The organism is Umezawaea beigongshangensis (assembly GCF_016464305.1).
GTDB lineage: Bacteria > Actinomycetota > Actinomycetes > Mycobacteriales > Pseudonocardiaceae > Umezawaea_A > Umezawaea_A beigongshangensis.
This window is the reverse complement of sequence record NZ_JAEIOJ010000001.1, coordinates 905717-932253: the sequence shown is the minus strand read 5'-3', so window position 1 is coordinate 932253 and position 26537 is coordinate 905717. Positions and strand designations below refer to the sequence as shown.

Sequence of the window (26537 nt, the reverse complement as noted above, 5' to 3'; positions counted from 1 at the left end):
ATGCTACGGCGCTGATCAGTCCTTCAACTCGCACAGCACCGAGCCCTGCGTGACCGAGGTGCCGGGCGCGGCGGTCAGGCCGGTCACCGTGCCGGACTTGTGCGCGGTCACCGGGTTCTCCATCTTCATGGCCTCCAGCACGACCACGAGGTCGCCCGCCCGGACCGTCTGGCCGTCCTCGACCACGACCTTGACGACGGTGCCCTGCATGGGCGCGGTCACGGCGTCGCCGGAGGCGGCGGCGCCACCCCCGCCGCTCCTGGCGCGCTTGGGCTTCACCGCGGCCCTCGCGGCACCACCGCCGCCACCGGTGACGGCCAGGTCACCGGGCAGCGACACCTCCAGGCGGCGTCCGCCGACCTCGACCACGACGGTCTGCCGCTCCTCGTCCGGCGGCGTCTCCGCGCCGCCGGTGAACGGCTCGATCGTGTTGTCGAACTCGGTCTCGATCCACCGGGTGTGCACGGTGAAGCCCTCGGGCTTCTCGGCCACGAACGCGGGGTCGCGCACGATCGCGCGGTGGAACGGCAGCACGGTGGCCATGCCCTCGACGACCATCTCGTCCAGGGCGCGGCGGGCCCGCTCCAGCGCCTGCGCGCGGTCCTCGCCGGTGACGATCAGCTTGGCGAGCAGGGAGTCGAACTGGCCGCCGACGACGCTGCCGGACTCGACGCCCGCGTCCACCCGCACGCCGGGACCGGCGGGCGCGGTGAACGTCGTGACGGTGCCGGGGGCGGGCAGGAAGTTGCGGCCCGCGTCCTCGCCGTTGATCCGGAACTCGATGGAGTGGGCGCGGGGCGCGGGGTCGGCGTCGAAGCGCAGCTCCTCCCCGGCGGCGATGCGGAACTGCTCGCGCACCAGGTCGAGGCCGGTGGTCTCCTCGCTGACCGGGTGCTCGACCTGCAGGCGCGTGTTGACCTCCAGGAACGAGATCGTGCCGTCGGCGGCGACGAGGTACTCGACGGTCCCGGCGCCGTGGTACCCGGCCTCGCGGCAGATGGCGCGGGCCGAGGTGTGGACGGCGGCCCGCTGCTCCTCGGACAGGAACGGCGCCGGCGCCTCCTCGACGAGCTTCTGGTGGCGGCGCTGCAACGAGCAGTCGCGGGTGCCGACGACGATCACGTTGCCGTGCTGGTCGGCGAGGACCTGCGCCTCGACGTGCCGCGGCTTGTCCAGGTAGCGCTCGACGAAGCACTCGCCGCGGCCGAAGGCGGCGACGGCCTCGCGGACGGCGCTGTCGAACAGCTCGGGGATCTCCTCCTCCGTGCGGGCGACCTTGAGGCCGCGGCCACCGCCGCCGAACGCGGCCTTGATGGCCACGGGCAGGCCGTGCTCCCGGGCGAACGCGACGATCTCGTCCGGCCCGGACACCGGGTCCTTCGTGCCGGGGACCAGCGGAGCGCCCGCCCGCGTCGCGATGTGCCGGGCGGTGACCTTGTCGCCGAGGTCGCGGATGGCCTGCGGCGACGGGCCGATCCAGGTGAGCCCCGCGTCGATCACGGCCTGCGCGAACTCGGCGTTCTCGGAGAGGAAGCCGTAGCCGGGGTGCACGGAGTCGGCGCCGGAGCGGTCCGCGACGTCGAGCAGCTTGTCCACCGACAGGTAGCTCTCGGCCGCCGTGGAGCCCCCGAGGGCGAACGCCTCGTCGGCGAGCCGCACGAAGGGCGCGTCCCGGTCCGGGTCGGCGTAGACGGCGACGCTGGCCAGCCCCGCGTCTCGGCAGGCGCGGACGATCCGGACGGCGATCTCGCCGCGGTTGGCGACGAGGACCTTGCGCAGCGACACGACGTCCTACCTCCTGAGCGACCCTGACAACGCTGTGGGGTGAGCTTGGGGAGCGAGTTTAGTGACAAGTCCGCTGGTCGGGGATCGAGAGCAAGCTCACTCCACGACGCCGGTACGACGAGGGCCACCTCGGCGTCGATCACGACGCCGAGGTGGCCCTCGTCACAGCTCGGTCAGGCGGGGACGACCTCGCGGTCCCGCGTCACGGGCCGGTCGGTGTCGCCCTCCAGCAGCGGCGGGGCGCTCGGCGTGTTGAGCACCTCGTCGTCCAGCAGGCCCTCACCGCGCGCCACGAGCACCGGGACGGTGATCTGGCCCGCGACGTTGGTGGCCGTGCGCACCATGTCGAGGATCGGGTCGATGGCGTAGACCACGGCGACGCCGGTCGCGATGACCTCGGGCGGGAGGCCGACGACGGACAGCGTGAGGGTCAGCATCGTGAACCAGCCCGTGGTGCCCGCCGTGGCGAGCGCGCCGAACACGGAGACCGCGACGATGCCCACGTACTGCCACACGCCGAGGTCGATGCCGAAGAGGTTCGCGATGAAGATCGTGGCGACGGCGGGGTAGACCGCGGCGCAGCCGTCCATCTTGGTGGTCGTGCCCAGCGGCACGGCGAAGCTCGCGTAGCCGGGGTCGACGCCCAGGTTCACGGCGGTCTGGCGGCTCAGCGGCAGCGTCGCGCCGGAGGAGCGGGACACGAACGCGAACTGGATCGCCGTCCACGCCTTGCGGAAGAACACCACCGGGCTGACCTTGCCGACGAAGCGCAGCAGCACCGGGTAGACGACGAACAGCACGAGCAGGGCACCGGCGTAGACGCTCGCGATCAGCGAGAACAGCGGGCGCACGAAGTCGTTGCCGTAGGTGGCGAACGCGGTGCCGATCAGGCCGAACACGCCGAGCGGCGCGAGCAGCACGATCCAGCTGACGACCTTCTGGATCAGGTCGAACGCCGACCGGGTGAGGGCGACGAACGGGGTGGCCTTCTCGCCGAGGGCGTAGGCGGCCAGGCCGATGAGCAGGGCGATGAAGACGACCTGGAGGATCTCGCCCTCGCTGAACGCGCTGAACAGGTTGGTCGGGATCAGGCCGTCGAGCAGCGCCTGCCACGAGCCCTGGTCGCGCGCGGCGAGCTTCTCGACGGCGGCCTCGGACGGGGTGACGCGCACGCCGTCACCGGGCTTCACGATCGAGGCGACGCCGATGCCGATGAGGACGGCGATCAGCGACGTCGTGGCGAACCACAGGAGGGTCTTGCCGCCGAGCCGGGCCGCGGTGCGGGCTCCGCCGAGGTGGCGCAGGCTCGTGATGCCCACGACGATCGCGGTGAACACGAGCGGGATGACGGTGAACTGGAGCAAGCTGGTGAAGACGTCACCGAGCTTCTCCAGGGTGGTGATGAGCCACTGCTGTTCGGTCCGCTTGGCGAGGTGGCCCGCCAGGGCGCCGAGGACGAGTGCGGCCACCACCGCGGTGCCGAAGACCTTCGGCTTGGTGTAGGTGCGGACGAACGACACGACTTCTCCTGCGTGTGAGCGGAAACGGGGACTGAGGTCGTCCTCAGCCCCGACAGCTCGCACTCGTGCGTCGTCCCAGGTCGATGTGGAGACGGCGTGTCAGCAGCAACGCCCCCACCCCCGAAGTCGTGTTCATCTCCTGCGGGAACGACCCGCGGGAGGTGAATCTTCCCCCGGTGGGCGAAGTGTGACAACGGCTACCAGAAGGTGGGAACTCCCAGGCCGACGACCTGCAGCAGCTTCCGCGTCAGGGGCAGGCTGATGCCGATCACGCTGGAGGGATCGCCGTCGATTCCGTCGACGAACCAGCCGCCCAGGCCGTCCAGCGTGAAGCCCCCGGCGACGGCCAGCGGCTCACCCGTGGCGACGTAGGCCTCGACCTCCTCCTCGGTCGGGCTGCCGAACCGGACCGTGGTCGGCTCGCTGCCCGAGGCCCGCGCCACGACCTCGCCGCCGGTCAGCCGCAGCACGGCGTGACCGGTGAGCAGGGTGCCGCTGCGGCCCGCCATGCGCCGCCAGCGCTCCCGCGCCGCCTCCGGGGTGTGCGGCTTGCCCACGACCTCGCCGCCGATGGCGAGCATCGAGTCGCAGCCGACGATCACCGAGTCGGGGTGCTCGGCGGCGACGGCGTCCAGCACGGCCTCCGCCTTGGCCACGGCCAGCGCCGTCACCAGGTCGCCGGGCGTCGGGTCGACCAGCGCGGCGGCTACCGCGTCCTCGTCGACGCCGGAGATCCGCACGACGGGTTCGACGCCCGCGGCACGCAGGACGGACAGCCGGGCGGGGGACGCGGAGGCGAGGACGAGGCGCACGCGGCCGAGTCTGGCAGACCGTCGGAGCGCCGGTCGCGTAGAACTACCGATGTCCGCGCGCGCCGCGCGACCGACCATCGAGGACGTGGAGCGCAGGGCACTGATCACCGCGGAACCGCGGAGCGGGCGAGCGCGGCGGCGCTGGCCGGCCGTCCTCGCGGCGTCGGCCGCCGTCCTGGGCTGCGCGTTCGTCACGGCGCGGGTGGCCGCCACCGACCCGGTCGGCTACGGCCTGGCGTTCTGGCCGATCGCGAGCGCGGCCGACGAGGCGGAGGACCGGCTCATGGCCGCCGTCGAGTCGACCGCGCGCACGGCGGCCGGCCTCGCGGAGGTGCCGGAGGCGCTGGGCGTCACCGGCGAGGTCGAGGTGCTGTCGGCCGACGTGCGCGATGCGGGCAGCACCGACGGGAGCGTCCTGATGCGGATCAGGTTCCGCGTGCAGGGGGACGGGCAGCGCTGCCGCGAGGTGATGGTCCGCGGCAACGCCGAGGTCAGCAGCCGTCGCGTGGACTGCTGAGGCGGCGAGCGGACGTCACGACGGCAGGGCGGAGGCCCGCCAGGCGCCGGGACCGGGCCGCGGGGGCGTGCGCATCCGGCGGCCGGGGTCGCTCCACGCCGAGCGCGGCGCGTCGACCGGCTTCTCCGGGGGCGCCGACGCCAGCGCGGCCACGACGACCGTCAGCGCGGCCAGCTCCGCGTCGTCCGGCGTGCCGCGCACCACCCGCAGCGGGGGACCCGCGCTCACAGCGGGATGTTCCCGTGCTTCTTGGGCGGCAGCTGCTCGCGCTTGTCGCGCAGCACCGCCAGCGACCGCGCCACGTACGTCCTGGTGTACGACGGCGGGATCACCGAGTCGACGTAGCCGCGCTCGGCGGCCACGTACGGGTTGCACAGCGCCTCCTCGTACTCCTGCTGGAGCCGGGAGCGCAGCGCGTCCACGTCCTCGCCCGAACCGGCCGCGGTCGCCAGCGTCTTGCGGTGCACGATGTTCGCCGCGCCCTGCGCGCCCATGACGGCGATCTGGGCCGTCGGCCACGCCAGGTTGATGTCCGCGCCGAGGTGCTTGGACCCCATCACGTCGTACGCGCCGCCGTACGCCTTGCGGGTGATCACCGTGACCAGCGGGACGGTCGCCTCGGCGTAGGCGTAGATCAGCTTCGCGCCGCGGCGGATGATGCCGTTCCACTCCTGGTCGGTGCCCGGCAGGAAGCCGGGCACGTCCACGAACGTCAGCACCGGCAGGTTGAACGCGTCGCAGGTCCGCACGAACCGGGCGGCCTTCTCGCTGGCGTCGATGTCGAGGCACCCGGCGAACTGCGTCGGCTGGTTCGCCACGACGCCCACGGAGTGCCCGTCCACCCGGCCGAAGCCGACGAGGATGTTCGGCGCGAACAGCTCCTGGACCTCCAGGAACTCGCCGTCGTCGAGCACGCGGGTCAGCACCTCGTGCATGTCGTACGGCTGGTTCGCCGAGTCGGGGACCAGCGTGTCCAGCTCGCGGTCGAGGTCGGTCACCGAGTCCTCGACCGACCCGCCCCGCTCCGGCGCGTCGAACACCGGCGGCGTGGACAGGTTGTTGGCCGGGAGGTGGGACAGCAGCTCCTTCACGTAGGAGACGGCGTCCTCCTCGTCGCTGCCGAGGTAGTGCGCGTTGCCGGACTTCGTGTTGTGCGTGCGACCGCCGCCCAGCTCCTCGAAGCCGACGTCCTCGCCCGTCACGGTCTTGATCACGTCCGGGCCGGTGATGAACATGTGGGAGGTCTGGTCGACCATCACCACGAAGTCGGTCAGCGCGGGCGAGTACACGTGGCCGCCCGCGTTCGCGCCCATGATCAGCGAGATCTGCGGGATCACGCCCGACGCCCGCACGTTGCGGCGGAAGATCTCGCCGTACAGGCCGAGCGAGACGACGCCCTCCTGGATGCGGGCGCCACCGCCCTCGTTGATTCCCACGATCGGGCGACCCGTCTTGATGGCCAGGTCCATGACCTTGACGATCTTCTCGCCGTAGACCTCGCCGAGCGAGCCGCCGAAGACCGTCACGTCCTGGCTGAACACGCAGATCGGCCGACCGTCCACGGTGCCGTAGCCGGTCACGACGCCGTCGCCGTAGGGCCGGTTGCGCTCCTGGCCGAAGTTCGTCGAGCGGTGCCGCGCCAGTTCGTCCAGCTCCACGAAGGAGCCGGGGTCGAGCAGCAGCTCGATCCGCTCGCGCGCGGTCCTCTTGCCCCTGGCGTGCTGCTTCTCCACCATCCGGGCCGACCCGGCGTGGACGGCCTCGTCGTTGCGCCGGTGCAGGTCGGCGAGCTTGCCCGCCGTGGTGCGGAGGTCGGGCTCGTCGCCGGTCGGCGCGGTCGCACTGCTCATGACCGGGCACCATAGCGAGCCGACACCGGTGGTACACGTCACTGTGACCGGGTTGACCTCCACCGCGCTGGAGGTTGCAGGCTGGTCCGCGGACCCGCACCCCTTCGAGTCCCGCTCCGACCGCGCGGGGGTGCGGGTACCACCACTACCCTGGGGCGGTGAGCGAGATCGACGCGGCCGCGCTGCGGGAGAGGCTCGTCGCCCCCGCCGGGCCCTACGACGCGCTGGAGGTCGTGGCGAGCACGGCGTCCACCAACGCCGACCTGACCGCCGCGGCGACCGCGGGAGCCGCCGACCGCACGGTCCTCGTCGCCGACGAGCAGACCGCCGGCCGCGGTCGGCGCGGGCGCGGCTGGGTCTCACCGCCCGGCAGCGGCCTCTACGTCAGCGTGCTGCTCCGCCCGGCCGGTGTCCCGGCGGACCGGCTGTCCTGGCTGACGCTGCTCGCCGGGATCGCCCTGGCCCGACTGGCCGACTCGGTGGGCGTCGAGGCCGTGCTCAAGTGGCCCAACGACCTCCTGCTCGGCCCCGGCCGGGGCAAGGGCGCCGGTGTCCTCGCCGAGGTCGTCGGCGACGCCGTCGTCCTGGGGACGGGCCTCAACGTCGCCCCGCTGCCGGACGGCGTGCAGCCGGCGCCGGGCGGCCTGCTGCCGACCTCGCTGGCCGACGCGGGCGCGACCGTGCTGGACCGCACCGAGCTGGCGGCGCGGCTGCTGCTCGAACTCGCCGACGTCGAGCGCGCCTGGCGCGACGCGGGCGGCGACCCGCACGTCACCGGCCTGCACGAGGAGTACCTCACCCGCTGCGCCACGATCGGCAGCCGCGTTCGCGTCGAGCTGACCGGGCGTCCGCCGCTGGTCGGTACCGGCGCGCACCTGGGGATCGACGGCACGCTCGTGGTGCGGACCGACGACGGCGCGCACCACCCGGTGTCGGCGGGCGACGTCGTGCACGTGCGCTCCGCCTGAGACGTGCGCGGCGCGGCGCGGCGACCTGGCCTTCTCGCGCGCCCCGCACGGGTACGGTGATCGGACCCCAGCACGGTGCTGCGCGACTCGGAGGACCACGTGGCCTATCCCGACGACCTGCTCAGTCCCAGCGAGCACGTGGTGATCCACAAGCACCCGCACTGGAAGATGCTGCTGCTGCCGATCGTGTCCTTCCTGGTCGTGGTGGGGGTCGGGGTGTTCCTGGCCTCGATCGTCGGCGACCAGTCCTGGGCCCCGATCGCCTGGATCGCGCTCGCCGTCGTCGGCGTCCTGCTGGTGAGCTGGCTGACCCTGGCGCCGCTGGTCCGCTGGCGCACCACGCACTTCATCGTCACCAGCGACCGCGTCATGGCCCGCGAGGGCGTGATCAAGCGGACCGGCCTGGACATCCCGCTGTCGCGGATCAACAGCGTCCGCTTCGAGCACGGCATCGTGGACCGGGTCGTCGGCTGCGGCACGCTGATCATCGAGTCCGCCTCGGACGAGCCGCTGGAGTTCGACGACATCCCGCAGGTGGAGCGCGTGCACTCGCTGCTCTACCGGGAGGTCAACGACAACCCGGACGACGACTTCCACCTCCAGGGGCGCTGACCGGTGGGCGCGCGCGAGGCGGGACTGCCCGAGGTCGTTCCGGACGACGCGGGGTCGGGGCTGCCCGAGTCCGTCGTGATCTGGGAGGTGGGGGCGCGGGACGGGTTGCAGAACGAGTCGTCCGTCGTGCCGGTGGAGGTCAAGCTCGAACTCCTCGACCGGCTCGCCGACGCGGGGCTGACGATCCTGGAGGCCACCAGCTTCGTGCACCCGAAGTGGGTTCCGCAGCTCGCCGACGCCGACGAGCTGCTCGCCCGGCTGCCCCGGCGTCCCGGCGTGGTCTACCCGGTGCTCGTGCCGAACGAGCGCGGCCTCGACCGCGCGCTGGCCGCGGGCGTCGAGCACGTGGCGATCTTCGCCAGCGCCACGGAGACGTTCGCGCGGCGCAACCTCAACCGCTCGCTGGACGAGCAGTTCGTCATGTTCGACCCCGTCGTGACCAGGGCCCGCACGGAGGGCCTGGCCGTGCGCGGCTACCTCTCCATGTGCTTCGGCGACCAGTGGGAGGGCGCTGTGCCGCGCCCGCAGGTGATCGCCGCCGCGACGAGGCTCCTGGAGATGGGCTGCTCGCAGATCTCCCTCGGTGACACGATCGGCGTGGCCACGCCGGGCCAGGTGACGCTGCTGCTGCGCGACCTGTGGGCGGCGGGGGTGAGCCCGGACCAGGTGGCGGTGCACTTCCACGACACCTACGGCCAGGCGCTGGCCAACACGCTCACGGCGCTCCGGGCGGGTGTGCGCGTGGTCGACTCGTCGGCCGGTGGGATCGGCGGCTGCCCGTTCGCGGGGTCCGCGACCGGCAACCTCGCCACCGAGGACCTCGTGTGGATGCTCGACGGACTGGGCGTGCGGCACGGCGTCGACCTCGACCGGCTGGCCAGGACGAGCGCCTGGATGGCCGAGCGGCTCGGCCGCCCCAGCTCGTCCAGCGTGGTGCGGGCCCTGACGGGCTGACACCGCGAAGTCGTGGGAACCGGGCGGTGCGCCGAGGCGTCCAACGCCCGACCGACACCGTGCCCGGCGACGGGAGACCGGAGGTGACCGTGACGACCGATCACCACGACCAGGTGGAAGAGCTGCTCGCGGACTACCGCCGCAGCCGGGAGCAGCTCGCGTCGGTGCAGCGCGACCTGGCCGCCGCGTCCGGATCGGCGACGAGCCCCGACGGCGCGGTCACCGCGACCGTCGGGTCGCACGGCACGCTGACGGCGCTGGTCCTGAGCGACGACGCCTACCAGCGCCACCGCCCGCAGCAGCTGGCCGACCTCGTGCTGCGCACCGCGGAGCTCGCGGCGGCGCGCGCGGCCGACAGCGCTCACCGCGTCCTGGCGCCCGTCCTGCCATCCGGCACGGACCCGGAGGCGCTGCTGCGGGGCACGGCCGACCTGCGGCCGGAGGAGATCACCCCGCTCGGCACCGCGCCGCTGCACGGCTCCGTCCCGCGCGAGGAGGACGAGGACTACGAGCAGCGGGAGAGCTGGCTCGACTCCGAGACCACGCAGAGGAGGGGTCGATGAGCACCGGCAGGGGCTTCGAGGCGGACCTCGACCGGCTCGACAGCGGAGCCACCACGTTCTCCGGGTTCGCCGAGGCGGCCGGTCGGATCGCGAGCGACCTGCGGCAGGCGCTCGACGAGCACGGCGCCTGCTGGGGCACCGACGCCGTCGGCACGAGCTTCGCGGAGAGCCACGTGCGGCACGCCTCGGACGCGCTCGACCGCGTCGGCGGGCTGCCGGGGCGGCTCGGCGGGGTCGGCACGCGCTTCGGGCAGGCCGCGGCGGGCTACCGGGGGGTGGACTCCGGAGAGGCCGCGCAGCTGCGGGCCACCGCGATCCCGTCGACCGAGAGCTGAGGACCGGCATGGGCATCGAACTGCCGGTCGAGCTGGCCGACGTCGCGGCGCGAGCGGGTGTGGCGTGGCCGGAGGCCGACGAGGACGGGATGCGCGCGTCGGCGACCGCCTGGCGCGAGGCCGGGAACCGGATCTCGCGGCTCGCCGCGGAGTCCGACGGCTCGGCCGGTGAGGTCCTCGCGTCGTTCACCGGCGAGGCCGGTGACGCGGCCAGGAGGAACTGGAACGCCGTCGTGGCCCCGGACGGCGACCTCGCGGAGGCCGTGCGCGGCTGCGCCGCCGCCGCCGACCGGCTGGAGCACGCCGCCGACCGGATCGGCGCGGCGAAGGTCGGGATCGTCCGCGAGCTGGTCGACCTCGCCAAGAACGCCGACGCCGCTGGGACGGCCGCCGCCGCGGGGCACCCGACCGCGCTGCTCGGCCTGGACACGGCCGTGCGCGGCGCGGCGGCCACCGTAGCCGACCTGACCGGCACGCTCGCCGGAGCCGTGCGCCTGGACAGCGGGGTGGACGTCGCCGCGGCGCGACCGCCGGTCGACGCCGATCCCGGCGCGCACGGCGGCGGGCTGCTGCCGGGCCTGCTGGACCCCGTCCTGACCACCGCGACGAACACCGCCGACGCGGTCGCGCCCGTCGTGACCGGTGCCGTGCACACCGTCGTGCCCGTGGTCGGGGTGGTCGGCGAGGTCGTGGAGACCGTCGTGGAGACCGCCGCGGGCACCGTTGCACCCGTCGTCGGGACGGTCGGCGGGGTGGTCGACGAGGTCGTGCGCACCGCCTCGGACACCGTTGTGGACACCGCCGCGCCCGTCGTGGACACCGTCGCGCCCGTCGTGGCCCCGGTCGTGGGAACGACCGGCGAGGTGGTCCAGCACACCGTCGACGCCGTCGTGGCTCCCGTGGTGGAGCCCGTCGTGGAGTCCGTCGTGGAGCCCGCCGCCGGCACCGCCGGCCAGGTCGTGCCGGGAGTCGCGGGTCCCGCGCTCGACGCCGGGCACGACGCGGTCACGCCGCTGACCGGCGTCCCGGTCCAGACGCCCGCGTCCCCCCTGCCGCCGCCCGCCGACCAGGGGTTCGCCGGGCCGCCGCGGCACGAGGGGGCCACCAACCAGTCGCTCGTGTCCGGAGTCCGTCCCGCCGACCTGCCCGCCGCGCCCGTCCAGGCCCCCGCGCAGCCGCCGGTCGTCCCGCCGTCCGCGGTGCCGCCCGCCGCGCCACCGGCGCCCGCGCCGGGGCTTCCGCAGACCGGTGTCCCGCTCGCGGGGGCGGCCAGCGGCGGACCCGCCGCCGGAGGCGTGGCGCAGCACCAGGGGCCCCAGCAGCGGAGCGTCGAACCGCAGCGGACCCCCGAGTCGCAGCGGAGCGAGCGGGCGCAGCCGGGCGCTCCGGCCCAGCAGCAGTCCGCCGGGAAGGGCGACGCCAGGTCGAAGGCGGCCGACGCCGCCGCGGCGGCGGCCGTGGTGGTCGTCGGGATGCGGACGCAGCCGGACGCCGACCACCGCGGCCCGCAGCGGACCGGGCAGGCGTCGTCGGTGCTCGCCGCGCCGGTGAGCGCCGCCGCGCCGGAGCCGTCGACCACCCAGCCCGTGCGCCCGGCCGCGCCGCTGACCGGCGAGGTCGCGCTGTTCCTGGTGCACCTGTTCCCCATCGGCCGGATGCCGGTGCCCTCGCACCGCCCGGCCCGTCAGCTCCCGCCGCCGCGCGAGGAGTTCGACTTCGCAGCCGGTCTGCGGTTCGCCCCGCTGGACCACCCGCGCGCCGACCTCGTCGCGGCCCCGGTGCGGCCGCGCGACCCGGTCGTGCCGGGGGAGGGGCTGCCCGCCCACCACCCCGTCGTCCTGGCGCTGACCGAGGGCTACGACCCGCAGGCCGGGGAGCACGAGCGCGACTGGGACCGCCGGTTCCTCGTCCGCGCCGAGCCGCCCGAGTACGCCTGGCCGCCGGGGGAGCTGTTCCCCGAGGGCGGGTACGACGAGGGCGAGCCGGAGGTCGTGGCGCCGGGCGCCGAGCTGGACCGCTTCGGCACCCCGGAGGGCCGGGTGCTGTCGGAGGCGGGGACGCCGTTCGGGCTGCGCGCCCTGCCGCCCGCCGCGCTGGACTCCGGCTACCGCCGCTACCGCGTGCTGCGGCCGCTGCCGGTCTGGCGCACGCTGTCCGCCGCGTGGTTCGGCCAGGCCGGTGGCGGCGTCCGGTACCGCACGACGCACCCGGTCGCCGAACTGGTGGCCCTGGGGCACCTCGCCGACGTCACCGGCACGGCGAACGCGATCGACAGGGAGCAGCGCCCGTGAACGCCGAGACCATCCTCGACTGGCTGACGGCCGTGGGCGTGCCCGCGCAGGTGGTGTCCGTGGGGGCCGAGGCCGACAACGCGTGGTGCCTGCTGCGCGACGACCACGCCGCCGAGGACGGGACCATCGGCTGGGAGGTGTTCTGGCGCGAGCAGGGCAACCGCTACGACTGGGCCCGCTTCACCAGCGAGCACGTCGCGTGCCACTACCTGTTCGGCCGTCTCACCTGGGCCCAGGTGGTCCGGGGCGCGGTGGGCGTGCTGCCGGTCGCCACCGGCTGAGTCACCTCCCCAGCAGCTCCAGCGCGGCGGCGTGCAGGTGCCCGTTGGACGTCAGCACGCTTCCCCGGTCGAAGGCGGCCACGCCGGTCAGGTCGGTGAACGTTCCCCCGGCCTCGGTGACGAGGACCTGGAACGGCGCCACGTCCCACGGGTTCACGACCGCCTCGGCCGCGAGGTCGATCGCGCCCTCGGCGACCAGGCAGTGCTGCCAGAAGTCGCCGAACGCCCGGTTCTCCCACACGGCGTCCGCGAGCCGCAGGTACGCCTCGCGGGAGTGGTGCTCCACCCACGAGCTCAGGTGCGTGGTCGACAGGTAGGCGTCGGACAGGTCCGTCACGCCGGACGTGGAGATCCGCCGCTCGCCCGCCGCGTCGAGGGTGAACGCGCCGGAGCCGCTCGACGCCCACCAGCGCCGTCCCAGCGCGGGCGCGCTCACGACGCCCACCACCGGCACGCCGTCCTCCACGAGAGCGATCAGCGTCGCCCACACGGGCAAGCCCCGGAGGAAGTTCTTGGTGCCGTCGATGGGGTCGAGCACCCAGGCCCGCCCCGCGCCGACCGCACCGCCGCGCTCCTCACCGGCGACGGCGTCGTCCGGCCGGTCGTTCGCCAGCAGGGCGCGCACCGCGTCCTCCACGGCGACGTCCGCGTCGGTGACCGGTGTGCGGTCGGGTTTGCGCTCCACCACGAGGTCGCGCGCGCGGAACCGCGCGGTGGTGATCGCGTCGGCGGCGTCGGCCAGCCTGATCGCGAGTTCCAGGTCTGCTGCACGGGTTGACACGGTCCGGATGGTCCCACGCCTACGCTGGACTTCGTGAGCGTGGTGCTGCTGGCCGAAGACGACCCGACGATCGCCGAACCCCTCTCCCGAGCGCTCCAGCGCGAGGGCTACGCCGTGCACGTCGTGGGAGACGGCCTCAGCGCGCTGGACGTCGCGGTGGCGGGAGGCGTCGACCTCCTCGTGCTGGACCTCGGTCTGCCCGGCATGGACGGGCTGGAGGTGTGCCGCAGGCTCCGCGCGGGCGGGCGCGGCATCCCGGTGCTGATGCTCACCGCGCGCGCCGACGAGGTCGACTTCGTCGTGGGGCTCGACGCGGGCGCCGACGACTACGTGGCCAAGCCGTTCCGGCTCGCCGAGCTGATGGCCCGCATCCGGGCGCTGCTGCGCCGCCGCGCGCCGGGCACCCTGGAGGTCAACGGGGTGCGCGTGGACCTCGCCGCCCGCCGGGTGACCGTGGACGGCCGCGAGGTGCAGCTCGCGAACAAGGAGTTCGAGCTGCTGCGCGTGCTGATCTCCAAGGCGGGCCAGGTCGTGAACCGCGACGAGATCCTCTCCGAGGTCTGGAACGACCCCGAGCTGAAGAGCAGCAAGACCCTCGACATGCACATGTCGTGGCTGCGCCGGAAGCTCGGCGACGGCACGCTGCGCTCGGTCGAGAAGCGCATCGCCACCGTGCGGGGCGTCGGCTTCCGCTTCAACGCGGAGTAGACGTGCGCCGACGCATCCTCCGGGCGATCCTGCTGGCCGTCGCGGTGACCGGCTTCGCCCTCGGCATCCCGCTCGGCTACACGGCGCTGCGGCTGGTCGAGGACGGCGCGCAGGGCGATCTCGCGAGCCGCGCGCAGGGCATCGCCGCGACCCTGGACGACCAGATCGCCGACGGCCGTCCCGTCGACCTGAGCGTCGTGGCGGTGGCCGTGCCCGACGGCGGTCACCTCCTGGTGCGGACGGAGTCGGCCGGTGTGCTGGAGCTGGGCACCGCGCTGAAGGAGGAGGTGCTGGCGGCCGAGGTGCCCACGGCGCAGCAGGGCGCGGTGCGGCTGGAGGTCCCGGCGGCGCCCATGCGCACCACGCAGGCCCAGGTCACCGGACTCGTGGTGCTGCTGGTGGTGCTGTCGGTCGGCATCGGCACGGTCGTCGCCACGGTGACGGCCAGGCAGCTCGCCAAACCGCTGCGGCACGTGGCCGCCCGCGCGGCCCGGCTGGGCGCCGGTGACTTCCGCTCCGACGACCGCCGCCACGGCGTGCCGGAGCTGGACCGGGTGTCCGAGGCGCTGGACACCTCGGCCGGTGCGCTCGCCCTGCTGGTGCAGCGCGAGCGCGACCTCGTCGGAGACGTGTCCCACCAGCTGCGCAGCAGGCTCACGGCCCTGCAACTGCGGCTGGAGTCGCTCGCGGAGCACCCCGAGCCCGACACGGCGGCCGAGGCCGGTGCGGCGCTGGAGCAGGCCGAGCGGCTGGCGGGCGTGCTGGACGAGCTGCTCGCGGCGGCCCGCGCCGCCCGCGCCGACAGCGCGGAACCGCTGGACCTGCGCGGCGAGCTGACCCGGATCGCCGACGAGTGGCGCGACCCGATCCGCGCCGAGGGCAGGGCGCTCAAGGTGCGGGTGCCGGAGGGACTGCTGGCACGGGCCACGCCGGGACGGCTGCGCGAGGCCATCGGGGTGCTGCTGGACAACGCGCTGCGGCACGGCGAGGGCCAGGTGGTCGTGACGGCGCGCAGCGACGAGGGCACGGTCGTCGTGGAGGTCAGCGACAGCGGCGCGGGCGTGCCGGACGAGCTGGCCGGACACGTCTTCGAGCGCGGGGTCTCCGGCGGCGGCTCCACCGGTGTCGGCCTGGCGCTGGCGCGTGCCCTGGTCGACGCCGACGGCGGCAGGCTGGAGCTGTCCACGGCCCGCCCGGCGACCTTCGCGGTGTTCCTGCCGGTCCCGAAGGCGGAGGACGTGGTCGGCATCCCGTGGCGCTCGGCCGGCAAGCCGAGGTGAGGGGCGCCGCTCAGGCCGAGCCTCGGCGCACCCTGGCGCCGGCGTCCGGGAACACCCACTTCTTGTAGCCGTACCAGCGGAAGACCATCGCGACGAGCGTGCCGACGATCTGGGCGCTGAGGAAGTCGGCGACGTGCTCGGTGAGCGCCGTGACGCGCGGCTGCTCCAGGCCCAGGACGTAGCGCGAGGCCCACAGCGGCAGCGAGTTGAGCACGATGCCGATGCCGTTGACCAGGAAGAACAGCGCCGCCTCGTGGTGGCGCTCCCGGCCGCCGCGCGTGCGGAAGGACCACTCGCGGTTCAGCACGTACGAGGCGATCGTGGCGACGAGCGTCGCGACGATCTTCGCGGTGACGGGCTTCTCGGCCAGGACCGTGGACTTCAGCACGAGGAAGATCGCGGTGTCGATGACGAAGCAGATCCCGCCCACGACGGCGAACTTGAGCAGCTCGCGGTGCTTCAGCGCCAGAGACCGGAACGGCTCGGGAAAGCGGCCTGCCCACGTTTCGAGTACGGACACCAGCGCAGTCTACGGAAGTGCCGCGCGGCGGTCGGTCGGTCAGGCGACGTCGCGCCGCTCCCGCGCGGTCGCGGTGCGCAGGGTGCGCGGCCCGCTCTCGGGCCGGGCACCCGCCTCGGGGAAGACCCACCTGCGCATCGCCCAGTACTTGAACGCCGTGGCCACGAGCATGCCGACGATCGAGCCGCTGACGAAGTCGGCGACGTGCTCGGTGAGCGCGGTGACGCTCGGCTGCTCCAGGCCCAGCGCGTAGCGGGAGATCCACAGCGGCAGCAGGTTCAGGCCCACGGAGATCCCGCTGACCGCGAAGAACAGCGCGGCCTCGTGGTGCCGCTCGCGCCCGCCGCGGGTGTGGAAGGACCACTCCCGGCTGAGCACGTACGAGGCGATCACGGCGACGATCACCGCGACCGCCTTGGCCGTGACCGGCTTGGACTCCAGGACGGTCAGCTTGAGGACGTACCAGATGCCGTTGTCGATCACGAACGTCGTGCCGCCCACGACCGCGAACCTGATCAGCTCGCGGTGCTTGTTCAGCAGGAAGCGGACCGGTTCGGGGAACCTCGCGAGCGCGCGTCGTACGGCAGGCAGCACCGGGGCAGTGTACGGATGATCGACCACCCGCTGTCACGAGGTTCAGGACGGTGGTCCGCACGGTCCCGGCAGCAGCCACCCGAGCGGGCCGGGCAGCCGCGCGCACGACCGGTCGGCGGCCGGTGCCGTGGTGGTCGGCGGCGCCGTGGTGGCCGGGGGTTCCGGTGCCGTGCTCGGCGGCGGCAGCGGCGACGGCGACGGTGGTGGTGGCGGCGGTGTGGTGGTGGCGGGCGGTCCGGCCGTCGGCGGGTTCGTGCTGGTGGGAGGCGCGGGTGCGGTGGGTGCCGGGGGGAGCGGCGCGGTGACCGGGGGGTCCACCGGTTCCGGACCGGGAGGCGCGACCTCGCCGGTGTCCGGTCGCCCCGGCGCCTCGTCCGGCGCGGGCGACAGCGGCACCACGACGCTCCTGGTCGCGGTGCCGAGGGTCGCGGTCACGGTGAGCGACGCGTCGCCGTGGTGGTGGTGCCGCAGCGCCCACACCGACACCCGGTACTCGTCGCCGGGGGCCAGGTCGGCCGAGCAGCGCGCGGTGCGGTGGTGGTCCGAGTCGCACCGGGCGTGCGGGGCCAGCAGGACGACGCCCCCGCTCGCCTCGACGACGAGGTCCAGGCGGCGCGGCAGCCCGCCGAGGTGGGTCGCGCGGATGTCCACCCGCGGGTTCCAGAACACCTGGTCCCAGCGCCGCGCGGTGAGCGACAGGTCGTCCGGTCCGGCCCTGACCTCGACGTCCACCCGGACGTCGACGCTCAGCGAGACCCCGGCCGTCACGGTGCCGGTGATCACGCCGGGCCCGGCGCCGGCGTCCGCCGCGAGCCGGAACACGAACGTCGCCGTGCCGCCCGGCGGCAGCCCCGCGCTCGTCTCGCAGCGGACCGTGCCGGTGCCCGCGGGGCAGGCCGACGACTCGGCCGCACCGGGGAGCGACGTGCGCCACCGCCCGGTGGACGACGCGGCCGGACCGGCCGAGCGCACGCCCGGCGGCAGGGCCAGCGTCGCCACCGGGGGCTCGGAGGTCGTGCCCCCGCTGTTGCGGACGGTGATCGACATCGCCTCGGGCTCCGCGCCGGGGGTGAGGGCGAACCCGCTGGGCACGGTGGGCACCAGCGCGGCCGGAGCGGGCTGCTCGGCCGGTGGTTCGGCAACGGGCTCCGGGGCGGGGGCCGGTGCGGGCCGCGGTTCCGGTTCGGACTCCGGGTTCGATCGCGGCTCCGGTTCTGGTGGCGGTGGTGGCGGCTGTTCTGGTGGTGGCGGTTCGGTCCGGGGTGCGGGCGGTGGCGAGGACGGTGCGGGCGGGAGCGCGGACGGCTCCTGCTGCTGGCTCGTCACCTGCGACGGCGCGACCCGCAGGGCCGGAACTTCCCGCCCGCCGCCCGAGGTGAGCGCGACGGCGACGGCCACGACCACGGCCGCCGCGGAGGCGATCAGCCCCGTGAGGTGGCGCGGCAGCGAACTCGAGGCCCCGGTGGCGCCGGCCGCGCCACCCGTTCCCGCCGCGGTGGCGGTTCCGGCCGTCCCGCCGCCCGCCGCGGCCAGGTAGCCGGTCGTGGCGACGGAGCCCAGCACGAGCGGGGCGACGACGGCGCGCAGCGACCCGTTCACGTCCGCCAGTTCGGCGGCCAGCGCCCGGCAGCGCTCGCACACGTCCAGGTGCGACTCGACCTGCGCGGTCTCCCGCGTGGACAGTCCGGACCTGGTCCACGCGCCGAGCCGCTCCACGGTCGCGCGGCAGCGGTCCTCCGACGTCCCGGCGAGGTGGACCTGGAGGTAGGCCTGGCGCAGGCCCTCGCGGGCGCGGTAGGCCAGGGCAGACACGCCGTTCGCGGTCAGTCCCAGGATCGGCCCGACCTCGGTGGGCGACTGGCCCTCGATCTCGGTGTGCCACAGCACGGTCTGCCAGCGCTCGGGCAACCTGCTGAACGCCTCGGCGGCCATCGACCGCTCCAGGCCGGCCACCGCCGTGTCGCGGAACGGGACGCTGACGGCCTCGGCCGCGACACCGCTCACGGTGCTCACGTCGTCGGCGAGCTCGACCCTGCGGTCCTTGCGGGTCTTGTCGTAGGCGGTGTGCCGCAGCGCGGTGAGGAGGTAGGCGCGGAACGCCGAGTCGGGACCGCGTCCCGCGCGCAGGGTGTTCAGGACCTTGGCGAACGCCTCCGACACCAGGTCGTCGGCCTCCGCGGACGACCTGGCCAGCTGCCGGGCGAGGTTGTGCGCTGCCGTGACGTGGCGCTCGTAGAGCTGGCCGTACGCCTCGACGGCGCCCGCGCGCACCGATCTGATCAGTTCCGCGTCGCTCGGCCCCCGGACGTCAGCAGGAACGGTCGCCAACGCTCTCCCTCCGTCGATTCCAGTCTCGCTCACCCGACTTCCCCGGTCACGTCGAGTCCCCCGACCGGATTGCACCGATGTCACGTCACGCTTCCGGACCTTCGTCGTCACGCTGAGGTGAGTTCACCCGTGAGGAGGACACCGGTGGGTGCAGTCGACGTGCACGCCCTGAGGGCGCGGTGGCGCAGCGCCACGACCGCCGCCGGGTGGGCCTTCGCGGACGACTGGGCGCTGCCCGAGGTCGACACCGTGTGCGCCGCCGTGCTCGGCCGGGGCGATGCGGGCGCCGCGCTGACCGCGCTGGGCGGGGCGCGCGCCCGCTGCGGGTGCGGCCTGGGCGAGACGCTGCTGGACCTGGCCGCGCTGCACGCCGTGCTCCGCGAGCCCGTCGGATCGGCCGCACCGGTGCTGGCCGACGTGGACGCGACCCCGGCGCCGATGCTGCGGGCCATCGCCCTGGGCTGGGCCGACGTGGTCGCGGGACGCGCCTCGGCCGTCGAGTCGGTGGACCCGCTGACCGGCCTGCCCACCGCCGGTTACCTGCGCACGAGGCTCGGCGAGGTGTACCGGGCGGAGGAGGCGGCCGACCGGGCGCTGGTGATCGTGCGGCTGGACGTGGCCCGCACGACCGGCTGGTCCGGAGTGGTGGCGCTGACGCTGCTCGCGGACGTGCTGCGGTCGGTCTTCGACCGCGGTGAGACGATCGCGGCGCTGAGCCGGACGACGGCGGTCGTGCTGGCCGATCGCGACGACGCCCTGGAGCGCAGGGCGGGAGCGCTGGGGCGGCTCGTGGGGCAGCGGCTGGCCGTGGACCCGCACCTGCGGCTCGTCGGCAGGCCCGTCGTGCGGCTGGAGCGGCTGCCCGGCACCTACGACGAGGCGCGCGAACTGCTGGCGGCGCACGTCCGCTGAGACCGGCCGGACCGGCGATGCGGGGACGGCCCCCGTGCTGCCCCCGCCACGAGCGGCGTCAACTTGACACCGATGCTGTTGGCTAGTCAACTAGTGACTTAGTCGACTAGCACAATTGGAGGCGGCGTGGTCGAGTTCCGGATCGACAGGGCCAGCGGTCTCCCGGCCTACCTCCAGCTGGTGCGGCAGGTCAGGGAGGCGCTGCGGCTCGGCTGGCTCCTGCCGGGAGATCGGCTGCCCGCCGTGCGCGAGGTGGTCGCGACCAGCGGCGTCAACGCCAACACGGTCCTCAAGGCATATCGGGAACTGGAACTTGCCGGGCTGCTGGAAGCCAGGCAGGGCGCGGGTACGTTCGTCAAGCGCGCGCTGGGCACGGCCGATCCGGTCGTCATGGGCCGCCTGCGGGCACGGCTGGCCGAGTGGGTCGCCGAGGCCCGCGCCGCCGGCCTGGAGGACGAGGACGTCGACGCGCTGGTGAGTTCGGTGCTGTCCGAGGGTGAGGGGGTGGCGGTCAGGTGATCCGTTCCACGACCGCTGCGGAGTTCGACGCGGATCGCGGCACGACCGAGGAGATCGCGGTGCGCGCGACCGCCCTCGGCAAGCGCTACCGCGGCAGACCGTTCTCGCGCGGCGGGAACTGGGCACTGCGGGACTGCACCTTCGAGCTGCCCGCCGGCCGGGTCGCCGCGCTCGTCGGCGCCAACGGCGCCGGCAAGACGACCCTGCTCAGCGTCCTCGCCGGACTGCTCACCCCCACCGAGGGGTCGGTGGGGGTCGGCGCGGACGTCGCGCCGGGCGACCCCGGCGGCCGGGTGGCCTTCGTGCCGCAGGAGAAGCCCGTCTACAAGCACTTCACCCCCGCGGAGATGCTGCTCCTGGGCCAGCACCTGAACCGTCGCTGGGACCAGCAGCGCGCGCGCCGCTGGCTGGAGCGCTTCGAGATCCCGCTGGACCGGTCGTGCGGCAAGCTCTCCGGCGGCCAGCAGGCGCAGGTGTCGTTCGCGCTCGCCGTCGGCTCCCGGCCGGACGTGCTGATGCTGGACGAGCCGCTCGCGAACCTCGACCCGCTCGCCCGCCGCGAGGTGATGAGCGAACTGCTCGTCGAGGTCGGGGAGAGCGGTATGACGGTGCTGCTGTCCACCCACGTCGTCGCCGAGCTGAGCGGCGTCGCCGACCACCTGCTGCTGCTCGCCCACGGCAGGCTCCTCGTCGGCGGCGACCTCGACGACCTGCTTGCCGGGCACGTCCACGTCGTCGGCCCGCGCGCGGAGAAGCCGCCGTGCGAGGGCACGGTCGTCGAGGCGAGGCACCGGCCCCACCAGTCCAGCTTCCTGCTGCGGATGCCCGCGGGGGCCTCCGGGGCTCCGGTGCTCACCGCACCGTGGATCACCAGGCCGGTGATGCTGGAGGACTTCGTCCTCGCGAACCTGGCCGCGACGCGGAGGGGGGCGCTCGGATGAGCGTGACCACCGACTTCCGGCTCGACGCACCGGTGCGGCCCCGCGTGACGTGGAGCGACCTGCTGTGGCTGACCTGGCGGCAGCACCGCTGGACCATCTCGCTGACCGCGTTCGGCGCGGCCGGGCTGATGGGCGCGATGGCCGTCTCCGCCGTGCTGCTGCGCCGCGCGCCGGAGCTGCTGCAACAGCCGTGGACGGTGCTGCTGTGGCCCAACGCGCTGCTCTCGCTGCCCTGGGTGCTCGGCCTGCTCGTCGGCGTGTTCTGGGGAGCGCCCCTGCTCGCGCGCGAGTACGAGCAGCGCACCAACCTGCTGGTCTGGAGCCAGGACCTGCCGATGTGGCGCTGGGTCTTCGGCAAGGCGGCCCTGCTCTGCGTCGTCCTCGCGTCGCTCGGCCTCGCGCTGGGGTGCGTGTCCTCGGCCCTGGTGGCGCACGTCAACGAACTGAGCACCTACCCCTCGACCGTCGGGCTGTTCGACCCGGACGGGTTCGAGAACTCGCCGCTGCTGCAACCCGTCTACGCGGTGTTCGGCTTCGCGCTCGGCCTCGCGGTCAGCGCCGTGACCCGCCGCTCGATGGTGGCGGTCGCCGTCACGTTCGTCCTCTACGGCGTCGTCCGCGTGGGCGTGGTGCTCTTCGTCCGCCCCTCCTGGTGGACGCCGCTGCGCGTGTACGAGCCGGTCCACGAGGACTCCCGCTTCTACGCGACCAACGCGAACGACCTGATGGTGGGCTACGGCCACGCCGACGCCGCGAAGGTCGACGTCGAGGTGCCGCGGGTGTGCTACTCGGAGACCTACTCCGACTCCGGCGGGTACGCGCGGTGCCTCGACGACCACGGCATCGTCTGGACCGTGATCGAGTACCAGCCCCTCGTGCGGCGCACCGCGTTCCAGTTCGCCGAGTTCGGGCTGTTCCTCGCGCTGACCGCCGCGCTGTTCGCCCTCACCTGGTGGTGGATGCGGCGCAGCGATCGGGTCTGAACGGGCCACGCGGTGTCGGGAGCCGCTGTTGTTGCAGGTAGAGTGACCGGACCGTGGACCCCCGTACCGGCCTTCCCGTCGTCGGCATGATCGGCGGCGGCCAGCTCGCCCGCATGACCCACCAAGCTGCTGTTCCGCTGGGTCAGTCGCTGCGCGTGCTCGCCGCATCCGACTCCGACCCCGCCGCCCTCGTCGCCCGCGACGTCGTGCTCGGCGCGCACACCGACCTCGACGCGCTGCGCGCCTTCGCCGCGGGCTGCGAGGTCGTCACCTTCGACCACGAGCACGTTCCGAACGAGCACCTGCGCGCGCTCGTCGCCGACGGCGTCGCGGTGCACCCCGGCCCCGACGCCCTGCTGCACGCCCAGGACAAGCTCGTGATGCGCCGCAAGCTCGCCGAGCTGGGCCTGCCGGTGCCGCCGTTCACCGAGGTCACCGAGGTCGACGACGTGCTCGCCTTCGGCGCCGAGCACGGCTGGCCGTGCGTGCTCAAGGCGGTGCGCGGCGGCTACGACGGTCGCGGCGTCTGGATGCTCGACGCGCCGGAGAGCGCGCGGCGCGTCGTCCCCGAGCTGCTGGCCGCCGGCACGCCGCTCATGGTCGAGCAGTGCGTCCCGATGCGCCGCGAGCTGGCCGCGCTGGTCGCCCGCTCGCCGTTCGGGCAGGGCGCGGCGTGGCCGCTGGTGCAGACCGTGCAGGCCGAGGGCATCTGCGTCGAGGTGCTGGCCCCGGCGCCGGACGTGCCGGCCGAGCGCGCCGAGGCCGCCCAGGAACTGGCGCTGCGCGTCGCCCGCGAACTCGGCGTCGTGGGCGTGCTCGCCGTGGAGCTGTTCGAGGTGGACGACGAGTCGGCGGACGTGGGGCCGTTCCGCGGCCTGGTCGTCAACGAGCTGGCCATGCGCCCGCACAACTCCGGCCACTGGACGATCGAGGGCGCGGGCACCTCGCAGTTCGAGCAGCACCTGCGGGCCGTGCTCGACTACCCGCTCGGCACGACCGAGCCCGTCGCCCCCGCCGTCGTGATGGCCAACGTGCTCGGCGCGGACGACGCGCCCGAGATGGGCCCCGACGAGCGGCTGCACCACCTGTACGCCCGGTTCCCCGACGCCCACGTGCACCTGTACGGCAAGGCGGAGCGGCCGGGACGCAAGATCGGCCACGTCACCTTCCTCGGAGAGCGGATGGACGAGGTGCGGCAGCGGGCGCAGCTCGCGGCGCACTGGCTCTCCGCGGGACGGTGGCGCGACGGGTACGACATCCACGGAGGAACGGCGAAGTGACGCAGGTCGGCGTGATCATGGGAAGCGACTCGGACTGGCCGGTGATGAAGGCCGCCGCCGAGGCGCTCGCCGAGTTCGACGTGGAGCACGAGGTGAGCGTGGTGTCGGCGCACCGCACACCGCAGCGGATGATCGACTACGCGCGCACGGCCGCGTCCCGCGGACTGCGCGTGATCATCGCCGGGGCGGGCGGAGCCGCGCACCTGCCCGGCATGGTCGCCTCCGCCACGGTGCTGCCGGTGATCGGCGTCCCCGTGCCGCTGAAGTACCTCGACGGCCTGGACTCGCTGCTGTCGATCGTGCAGATGCCCGCCGGTGTGCCGGTCGCGACGGTGTCCGTCGGCGGCGCGCGCAACGCGGGCCTGCTGGCCGTGCGGATGCTCGCCGCGGCGGACCCCGCCCTCCAGGAGCGCGTGGCGACCTTCCAGGAGGACCTGGAGAAGCTGGTGCTGGAGAAGGACGCCGCGCTCCAGCGCTCCCTCTGACCGTCCGCTCGTCCACGTGAGGGCCACCCCGCTCGGGGTGGCCCTCACGTGCGTCTTCACGTGTTCGGGGGCTGCGACGAAGGGCACAGCGGCGCAGGATGTGAACGCGGGCTAACATCGGTCGCACACGCGCTACTGGGAGGTAACACGGTGAACCCGAGCTTCGGTGTCTACCAGCTCGCCGAGGAGCACGAGGGGCTGCGCGAGGCCGTCCGCGCACTCGCCGAGAAGGAGATCGCGCCGCACGCGGCCGACGTCGACGAGCAGGAGCGCTTCCCCGCGGAGGCCCTGGCAGCCCTGGTGAAGTCGGGTTTCAACGCCGTGCACGTCCCCGACGCCTACGACGGCCAGGGCGCCGACTCCATCGCCACGTGCATCGTGATCGAGGAGGTCGCGCGGGTCTGCGCGTCGTCGTCGCTGATCCCGGCCGTGAACAAGCTCGGCACGATGCCGATCGTCCTGTCCGCGTCGGAGGAGCTGAAGAAGCTCGTCCTGCCGTCCATCGCGTCCGGTGAGGCGATGGCGTCCTACGCGCTGTCCGAGCGCGAGGCGGGTTCGGACACCGCGTCGATGCGCACGCGCGCCCGGCTCGACGGCGATCACTGGGTGCTCAACGGCACCAAGGCGTGGATCACCAACGCCGGTGAGTCCACCTGGTACACCGTGATGGCCGTGACCGATCCGGACGCGCCGAAGAAGTCCCAGGGCATCTCGGCGTTCGTCGTGCACCGCGACGACCCCGGCTTCTCGGTCGGGCCCAAGGAGCGCAAGCTGGGCATCAAGGGCTCGCCCACCCGCGAGATCCACTTCGAGAACTGCACGATCCCGGCCGACCGCGTCATCGGCGAGCCCGGCACCGGCCTGAAGACGGCGCTGAAGACCCTGGACCACACGCGCCCGACCATCGGCGCGCAGGCCGTGGGCATCGCGCAGGGCGCGCTGGAGGCGGCGACCGCCTACGTGAAGGACCGCAAGCAGTTCGGCAAGGCGATCGCCGAGTTCCAGGGCGTGCAGTTCATGCTGGCCGACATGGCGATGAAGATCGAGGCCGCGCGCCAGATGGTCTACGTGGCGGCAGCGAAGGCGGAGCGCGGCGAGCCGAACATCGGCTTCATCACGGCGGCGGCGAAGTGCTTCGCGTCGGACGTGGCGATGGAGGTGACGACGGACGCGGTCCAGCTGTTCGGCGGCGCCGGCTACACCCGCGACTTCCCGGTGGAGCGCATGATGCGCGACGCCAAGATCACCCAGATCTACGAGGGCACCAACCAGATCCAGCGCGTCGTGATGTCCCGCGCCCTGCTCAAGGGCTAGATCAACGATCTTCACCACGGTCTGGAGGCCCCTGATCTCCCTGATCGGGCCGCCTCCGGGCCGTGATCTTGAGAACCGAACACGCCGTTGATCGCCAGCCGCGTCCTGTCGTGGCCGGCGCGCCGCTCGCGGTGCTGTCGATCTGCTGTCGATCTGCTGTTCGGCGGGGCGGCGGGTAGCGGAAGCTGCTTGAACTCTCATACGGTTATGTTGAAAGTTGAATCAACCGATCGGGGAGTTCACATGCAGCGGGTTCGAGACCTGGCCGCGCTCGTCGGGCGCATCGGCGTCGGGGTCGTCTTCATCGCCCACGGGTGGCAGAAGTTCACCGAGTGGGGGATGGGGGGAACCGTCGCGGCGTTCGGGCAGATGGGCGTGCCGCTGCCGACCCTCTCGGCGTGGTTCGCGGCGATCGTCGAGCTGGTCGGCGGCGCGATGCTGATCGCCGGGGTCGCGCTGCCCGTCGTCGGCTCCCTGCTCGCGCTCAACATGGTCGGGGCGCTCGTGCTCGTCCACCTGCCCAACGGCCTGCTCGGCCAGGGCGGCTACGAGTTCGTGCTCGTGCTCGCCGTGGCGGCGCTGGCGCTGGGCTTCAACGGTGGCGCGTACTCGGTCGACCGACTCCTGCTCGGCCGTCGCACGGCGGAGCGGGAGCCGGTCGCCGCGTAGCGACGCCTAGGCCGGTCCGCCGAGGTCGAGCGTGGTCCTCTCGCTCTCCCGGCGGGCCGGCAGCGCGGCCGCGTCCACGTTGCTGCACTGCACCAGCGACGCACCGGCCGCGAGGACCGCGAGCCAGCCGTTCAGCAGCCCGTCCGGCAGCGTCCACTCCACGGTGGACAGCACTCGCGAGTCCGGTCCCATCTCCAGGATCTCGGCGCGGCTGCGCGCCTCGGCCACCAGTTCGTCCACGGTGGACCTGCCCAGCGCGGGGGCGTCACCGGGAACCGGCGAGTACGGCGTGAAGTCGTCGCCGTGCAGACGCACCTCGTCGAGGTAGTCGACCGTCCCCTCCGGACGCCGCTCGCCCAGGCCGAGGCCCATCGCGTGCAGCGACGCCACGGCCACCGCGCCCGCACCGGCGGCCGCGGTGCCCGGCGCCACCACGGCGACCTTCGCGCCCGCCGGGTCGTCGGTGACGGTCGCGCCGCACCACCACGCTCCGAGCAGCACGCCGGCGGTCTGCCAGTGCGCGGGCATCAGCACGGCGACCCGGTCGCCGGGCTCCACGTCGTGCTCGTCCCGCAGCCAGTTGGCGGTCTTCGCCGCCCAGTTCGCGATCGTCGCCCGCGACAGCTCGACCCTGGTGCCGGCCGCGTCGTCGTAGTGCGTGATCAGCGGCTGCCCGGGGCCGGCGGCCAGCAGTGGCCGGAACAGGGTTTCGGTGACGCTCACGGCAGTCCCACT

General features: G+C 73.9%; 28 protein-coding genes. 18 read left to right on the top strand and 10 right to left on the bottom strand.

Features of this window, described 5'->3' with window-relative positions; genetic code table 11:
• Nucleotides 1-15: 15 nt before the first annotated feature.
• The 3 genes from IMZ35_RS04320 to IMZ35_RS04310 all read right to left on the bottom strand — a co-directional run bounded on the left by IMZ35_RS04320 (nucleotide 16) and on the right by IMZ35_RS04310 (nucleotide 4117).
• Nucleotides 16-1785 carry an acetyl/propionyl/methylcrotonyl-CoA carboxylase subunit alpha gene (locus IMZ35_RS04320; RefSeq protein WP_199439495.1) on the bottom strand — a complete coding sequence of 590 codons (1770 nt, stop codon included), beginning with the start codon at nucleotides 1783-1785 and terminating at the stop codon, nucleotides 16-18.
• Between the two features lie 173 nt (nucleotides 1786-1958).
• Nucleotides 1959-3305: a dicarboxylate/amino acid:cation symporter gene (locus IMZ35_RS04315; RefSeq protein ID WP_199439494.1), complete on the bottom strand. Its 1347-nt coding sequence runs from the start codon at nucleotides 3303-3305 to the stop codon at nucleotides 1959-1961.
• A gap of 197 nt (nucleotides 3306-3502) precedes the next feature.
• On the bottom strand, nucleotides 3503-4117 hold the full coding sequence (locus IMZ35_RS04310) for a Maf family protein (RefSeq protein WP_199439493.1): 615 nt from the start codon (nucleotides 4115-4117) through the stop codon (nucleotides 3503-3505).
• 85 nt (nucleotides 4118-4202) lie between these two features.
• On the opposite strand from IMZ35_RS04310, the gene IMZ35_RS04305 reads away from it, so the two are divergent.
• Nucleotides 4203-4634, top strand: coding sequence for a hypothetical protein (locus tag IMZ35_RS04305; protein WP_199439492.1), 432 nt, complete (start codon nucleotides 4203-4205; stop codon nucleotides 4632-4634).
• 15 nt (nucleotides 4635-4649) lie between these two features.
• Here the strand turns inward: IMZ35_RS04305 and IMZ35_RS04300 are convergent, their stop codons facing one another.
• Nucleotides 4650-4862, bottom strand: a complete 213-nt coding sequence (locus IMZ35_RS04300) for an acyl-CoA carboxylase subunit epsilon (RefSeq protein WP_199439491.1) — start codon at nucleotides 4860-4862, stop codon at nucleotides 4650-4652.
• Nucleotides 4859-6484 carry an acyl-CoA carboxylase subunit beta gene (locus IMZ35_RS04295; RefSeq protein WP_199439490.1) on the bottom strand — a complete coding sequence of 542 codons (1626 nt, stop codon included), beginning with the start codon at nucleotides 6482-6484 and terminating at the stop codon, nucleotides 4859-4861. The genes IMZ35_RS04300 and IMZ35_RS04295 overlap by 4 nt, the downstream gene beginning before the upstream one ends.
• A gap of 158 nt (nucleotides 6485-6642) precedes the next feature.
• Between IMZ35_RS04295 and IMZ35_RS04290 the strand changes: the two genes are divergently transcribed.
• From IMZ35_RS04290 to IMZ35_RS04260, 7 genes are all read left to right on the top strand, one after another.
• Nucleotides 6643-7452 carry a biotin--[acetyl-CoA-carboxylase] ligase gene (locus tag IMZ35_RS04290; protein WP_199439489.1) on the top strand — a complete coding sequence of 270 codons (810 nt, stop codon included), beginning with the start codon at nucleotides 6643-6645 and terminating at the stop codon, nucleotides 7450-7452.
• 99 nt (nucleotides 7453-7551) lie between these two features.
• A complete protein-coding gene (locus tag IMZ35_RS04285; protein ID WP_199439666.1) occupies nucleotides 7552-8064 on the top strand; it encodes a PH domain-containing protein in 513 nt (170 codons plus the stop codon).
• A gap of 3 nt (nucleotides 8065-8067) precedes the next feature.
• Nucleotides 8068-9018, top strand: coding sequence for a hydroxymethylglutaryl-CoA lyase (locus IMZ35_RS04280; protein WP_199439488.1), 951 nt, complete (start codon nucleotides 8068-8070; stop codon nucleotides 9016-9018).
• A gap of 89 nt (nucleotides 9019-9107) precedes the next feature.
• Nucleotides 9108-9581 carry a YbaB/EbfC family nucleoid-associated protein gene (locus tag IMZ35_RS04275; RefSeq protein WP_199439487.1) on the top strand — a complete coding sequence of 158 codons (474 nt, stop codon included), beginning with the start codon at nucleotides 9108-9110 and terminating at the stop codon, nucleotides 9579-9581.
• Nucleotides 9578-9916: a WXG100 family type VII secretion target gene (locus IMZ35_RS04270; protein WP_199439486.1), complete on the top strand. Its 339-nt coding sequence runs from the start codon at nucleotides 9578-9580 to the stop codon at nucleotides 9914-9916. Before IMZ35_RS04275 ends, IMZ35_RS04270 begins: the two co-directional genes overlap by 4 nt.
• Nucleotides 9917-9924: 8 nt before the next feature.
• A complete protein-coding gene (locus tag IMZ35_RS30375; protein WP_229369301.1) occupies nucleotides 9925-12207 on the top strand; it encodes a TNT domain-containing protein in 2283 nt (760 codons plus the stop codon).
• Nucleotides 12204-12488 carry a hypothetical protein gene (locus IMZ35_RS04260; protein WP_199439485.1) on the top strand — a complete coding sequence of 95 codons (285 nt, stop codon included), beginning with the start codon at nucleotides 12204-12206 and terminating at the stop codon, nucleotides 12486-12488. Before IMZ35_RS30375 ends, IMZ35_RS04260 begins: the two co-directional genes overlap by 4 nt.
• Nucleotide 12489: 1 nt before the next feature.
• Here the strand turns inward: IMZ35_RS04260 and hisN are convergent, their stop codons facing one another.
• Nucleotides 12490-13278, bottom strand: coding sequence for a histidinol-phosphatase (gene hisN, locus IMZ35_RS04255; protein WP_438816822.1), 789 nt, complete (start codon nucleotides 13276-13278; stop codon nucleotides 12490-12492).
• Between the two features lie 24 nt (nucleotides 13279-13302).
• Here hisN and IMZ35_RS04250 point away from each other — a divergent pair, with 24 nt between their 5' ends.
• Nucleotides 13303-13977 carry a response regulator transcription factor gene (locus tag IMZ35_RS04250; RefSeq protein ID WP_199439483.1) on the top strand — a complete coding sequence of 225 codons (675 nt, stop codon included), beginning with the start codon at nucleotides 13303-13305 and terminating at the stop codon, nucleotides 13975-13977.
• A gap of 2 nt (nucleotides 13978-13979) precedes the next feature.
• The gene (locus tag IMZ35_RS04245) at nucleotides 13980-15257 is read left to right on the top strand and encodes an ATP-binding protein (protein ID WP_199439482.1); all 1278 of its coding nucleotides are present in this window, start codon (nucleotides 13980-13982) and stop codon (nucleotides 15255-15257) included.
• A 10-nt stretch (nucleotides 15258-15267) separates the two neighbouring features.
• Here IMZ35_RS04245 and IMZ35_RS04240 read toward each other — a convergent pair whose 3' ends face one another.
• From IMZ35_RS04240 to IMZ35_RS04230, 3 genes are read right to left on the bottom strand one after another with little or no spacing between them, the layout of a single operon-like run.
• Nucleotides 15268-15777: a GtrA family protein gene (locus IMZ35_RS04240; RefSeq protein WP_199439481.1), complete on the bottom strand. Its 510-nt coding sequence runs from the start codon at nucleotides 15775-15777 to the stop codon at nucleotides 15268-15270.
• Nucleotides 15778-15816: 39 nt separating this feature from the next.
• Nucleotides 15817-16368, bottom strand: coding sequence for a GtrA family protein (locus tag IMZ35_RS04235; RefSeq protein WP_199439664.1), 552 nt, complete (start codon nucleotides 16366-16368; stop codon nucleotides 15817-15819).
• Nucleotides 16369-16413: 45 nt separating this feature from the next.
• The gene (locus tag IMZ35_RS04230; RefSeq protein WP_199439480.1) at nucleotides 16414-18699 is read right to left on the bottom strand and encodes a sigma-70 family RNA polymerase sigma factor; all 2286 of its coding nucleotides are present in this window, start codon (nucleotides 18697-18699) and stop codon (nucleotides 16414-16416) included.
• A 144-nt stretch (nucleotides 18700-18843) separates the two neighbouring features.
• Between IMZ35_RS04230 and IMZ35_RS04225 the strand changes: the two genes are divergently transcribed.
• From IMZ35_RS04225 to IMZ35_RS04190, 8 genes are all read left to right on the top strand, one after another.
• A complete protein-coding gene (locus IMZ35_RS04225; RefSeq protein WP_307867747.1) occupies nucleotides 18844-19611 on the top strand; it encodes a GGDEF domain-containing protein in 768 nt (255 codons plus the stop codon).
• Between the two features lie 126 nt (nucleotides 19612-19737).
• Complete coding sequence (locus IMZ35_RS04220; protein ID WP_199439478.1) at nucleotides 19738-20130, top strand: GntR family transcriptional regulator; 393 nt, start codon at nucleotides 19738-19740, stop codon at nucleotides 20128-20130.
• Nucleotides 20127-21071, top strand: coding sequence for an ABC transporter ATP-binding protein (locus IMZ35_RS04215; protein ID WP_307867746.1), 945 nt, complete (start codon nucleotides 20127-20129; stop codon nucleotides 21069-21071). Before IMZ35_RS04220 ends, IMZ35_RS04215 begins: the two co-directional genes overlap by 4 nt.
• Nucleotides 21068-22054 (top strand): ABC-2 membrane transporter-related protein, encoded by a 987-nt coding sequence (locus IMZ35_RS04210; protein WP_199439477.1) that lies wholly within the window; start codon nucleotides 21068-21070, stop codon nucleotides 22052-22054. Before IMZ35_RS04215 ends, IMZ35_RS04210 begins: the two co-directional genes overlap by 4 nt.
• A 53-nt stretch (nucleotides 22055-22107) precedes the next feature.
• Nucleotides 22108-23334, top strand: a complete 1227-nt coding sequence (locus tag IMZ35_RS04205) for a 5-(carboxyamino)imidazole ribonucleotide synthase (protein ID WP_199439476.1) — start codon at nucleotides 22108-22110, stop codon at nucleotides 23332-23334.
• Nucleotides 23331-23819 carry a 5-(carboxyamino)imidazole ribonucleotide mutase gene (purE, locus tag IMZ35_RS04200; RefSeq protein ID WP_307867745.1) on the top strand — a complete coding sequence of 163 codons (489 nt, stop codon included), beginning with the start codon at nucleotides 23331-23333 and terminating at the stop codon, nucleotides 23817-23819. Before IMZ35_RS04205 ends, purE begins: the two co-directional genes overlap by 4 nt.
• 150 nt (nucleotides 23820-23969) lie before the next feature.
• Entirely contained in the window at nucleotides 23970-25133 is a 1164-nt protein-coding gene (locus tag IMZ35_RS04195) for an acyl-CoA dehydrogenase (protein WP_199439475.1), read from the top strand.
• A 243-nt stretch (nucleotides 25134-25376) separates the two neighbouring features.
• Entirely contained in the window at nucleotides 25377-25802 is a 426-nt protein-coding gene (locus tag IMZ35_RS04190; RefSeq protein ID WP_199439474.1) for a DoxX family protein, read from the top strand.
• Between the two features lie 6 nt (nucleotides 25803-25808).
• Here IMZ35_RS04190 and IMZ35_RS04185 read toward each other — a convergent pair whose 3' ends face one another.
• The gene (locus IMZ35_RS04185; protein ID WP_199439473.1) at nucleotides 25809-26525 is read right to left on the bottom strand and encodes a TIGR03089 family protein; all 717 of its coding nucleotides are present in this window, start codon (nucleotides 26523-26525) and stop codon (nucleotides 25809-25811) included.
• Between the last annotated feature and the right edge of the window lie 12 nt (nucleotides 26526-26537).

Coding starts and splice junctions, on each gene's coding strand:
- IMZ35_RS04295 (WP_199439490.1), bottom strand. CDS start 6,484: ATGAGCAGTGCGACCGCGCCGACCGGCGACGAGCCCGACCTCCGCACC.
- IMZ35_RS04270 (WP_199439486.1), top strand. CDS start 9,578: ATGAGCACCGGCAGGGGCTTCGAGGCGGACCTCGACCGGCTCGACAGC.
- IMZ35_RS30375 (WP_229369301.1), top strand. CDS start 9,925: ATGGGCATCGAACTGCCGGTCGAGCTGGCCGACGTCGCGGCGCGAGCG.
- IMZ35_RS04210 (WP_199439477.1), top strand. CDS start 21,068: ATGAGCGTGACCACCGACTTCCGGCTCGACGCACCGGTGCGGCCCCGC.
- IMZ35_RS04190 (WP_199439474.1), top strand. CDS start 25,377: ATGCAGCGGGTTCGAGACCTGGCCGCGCTCGTCGGGCGCATCGGCGTC.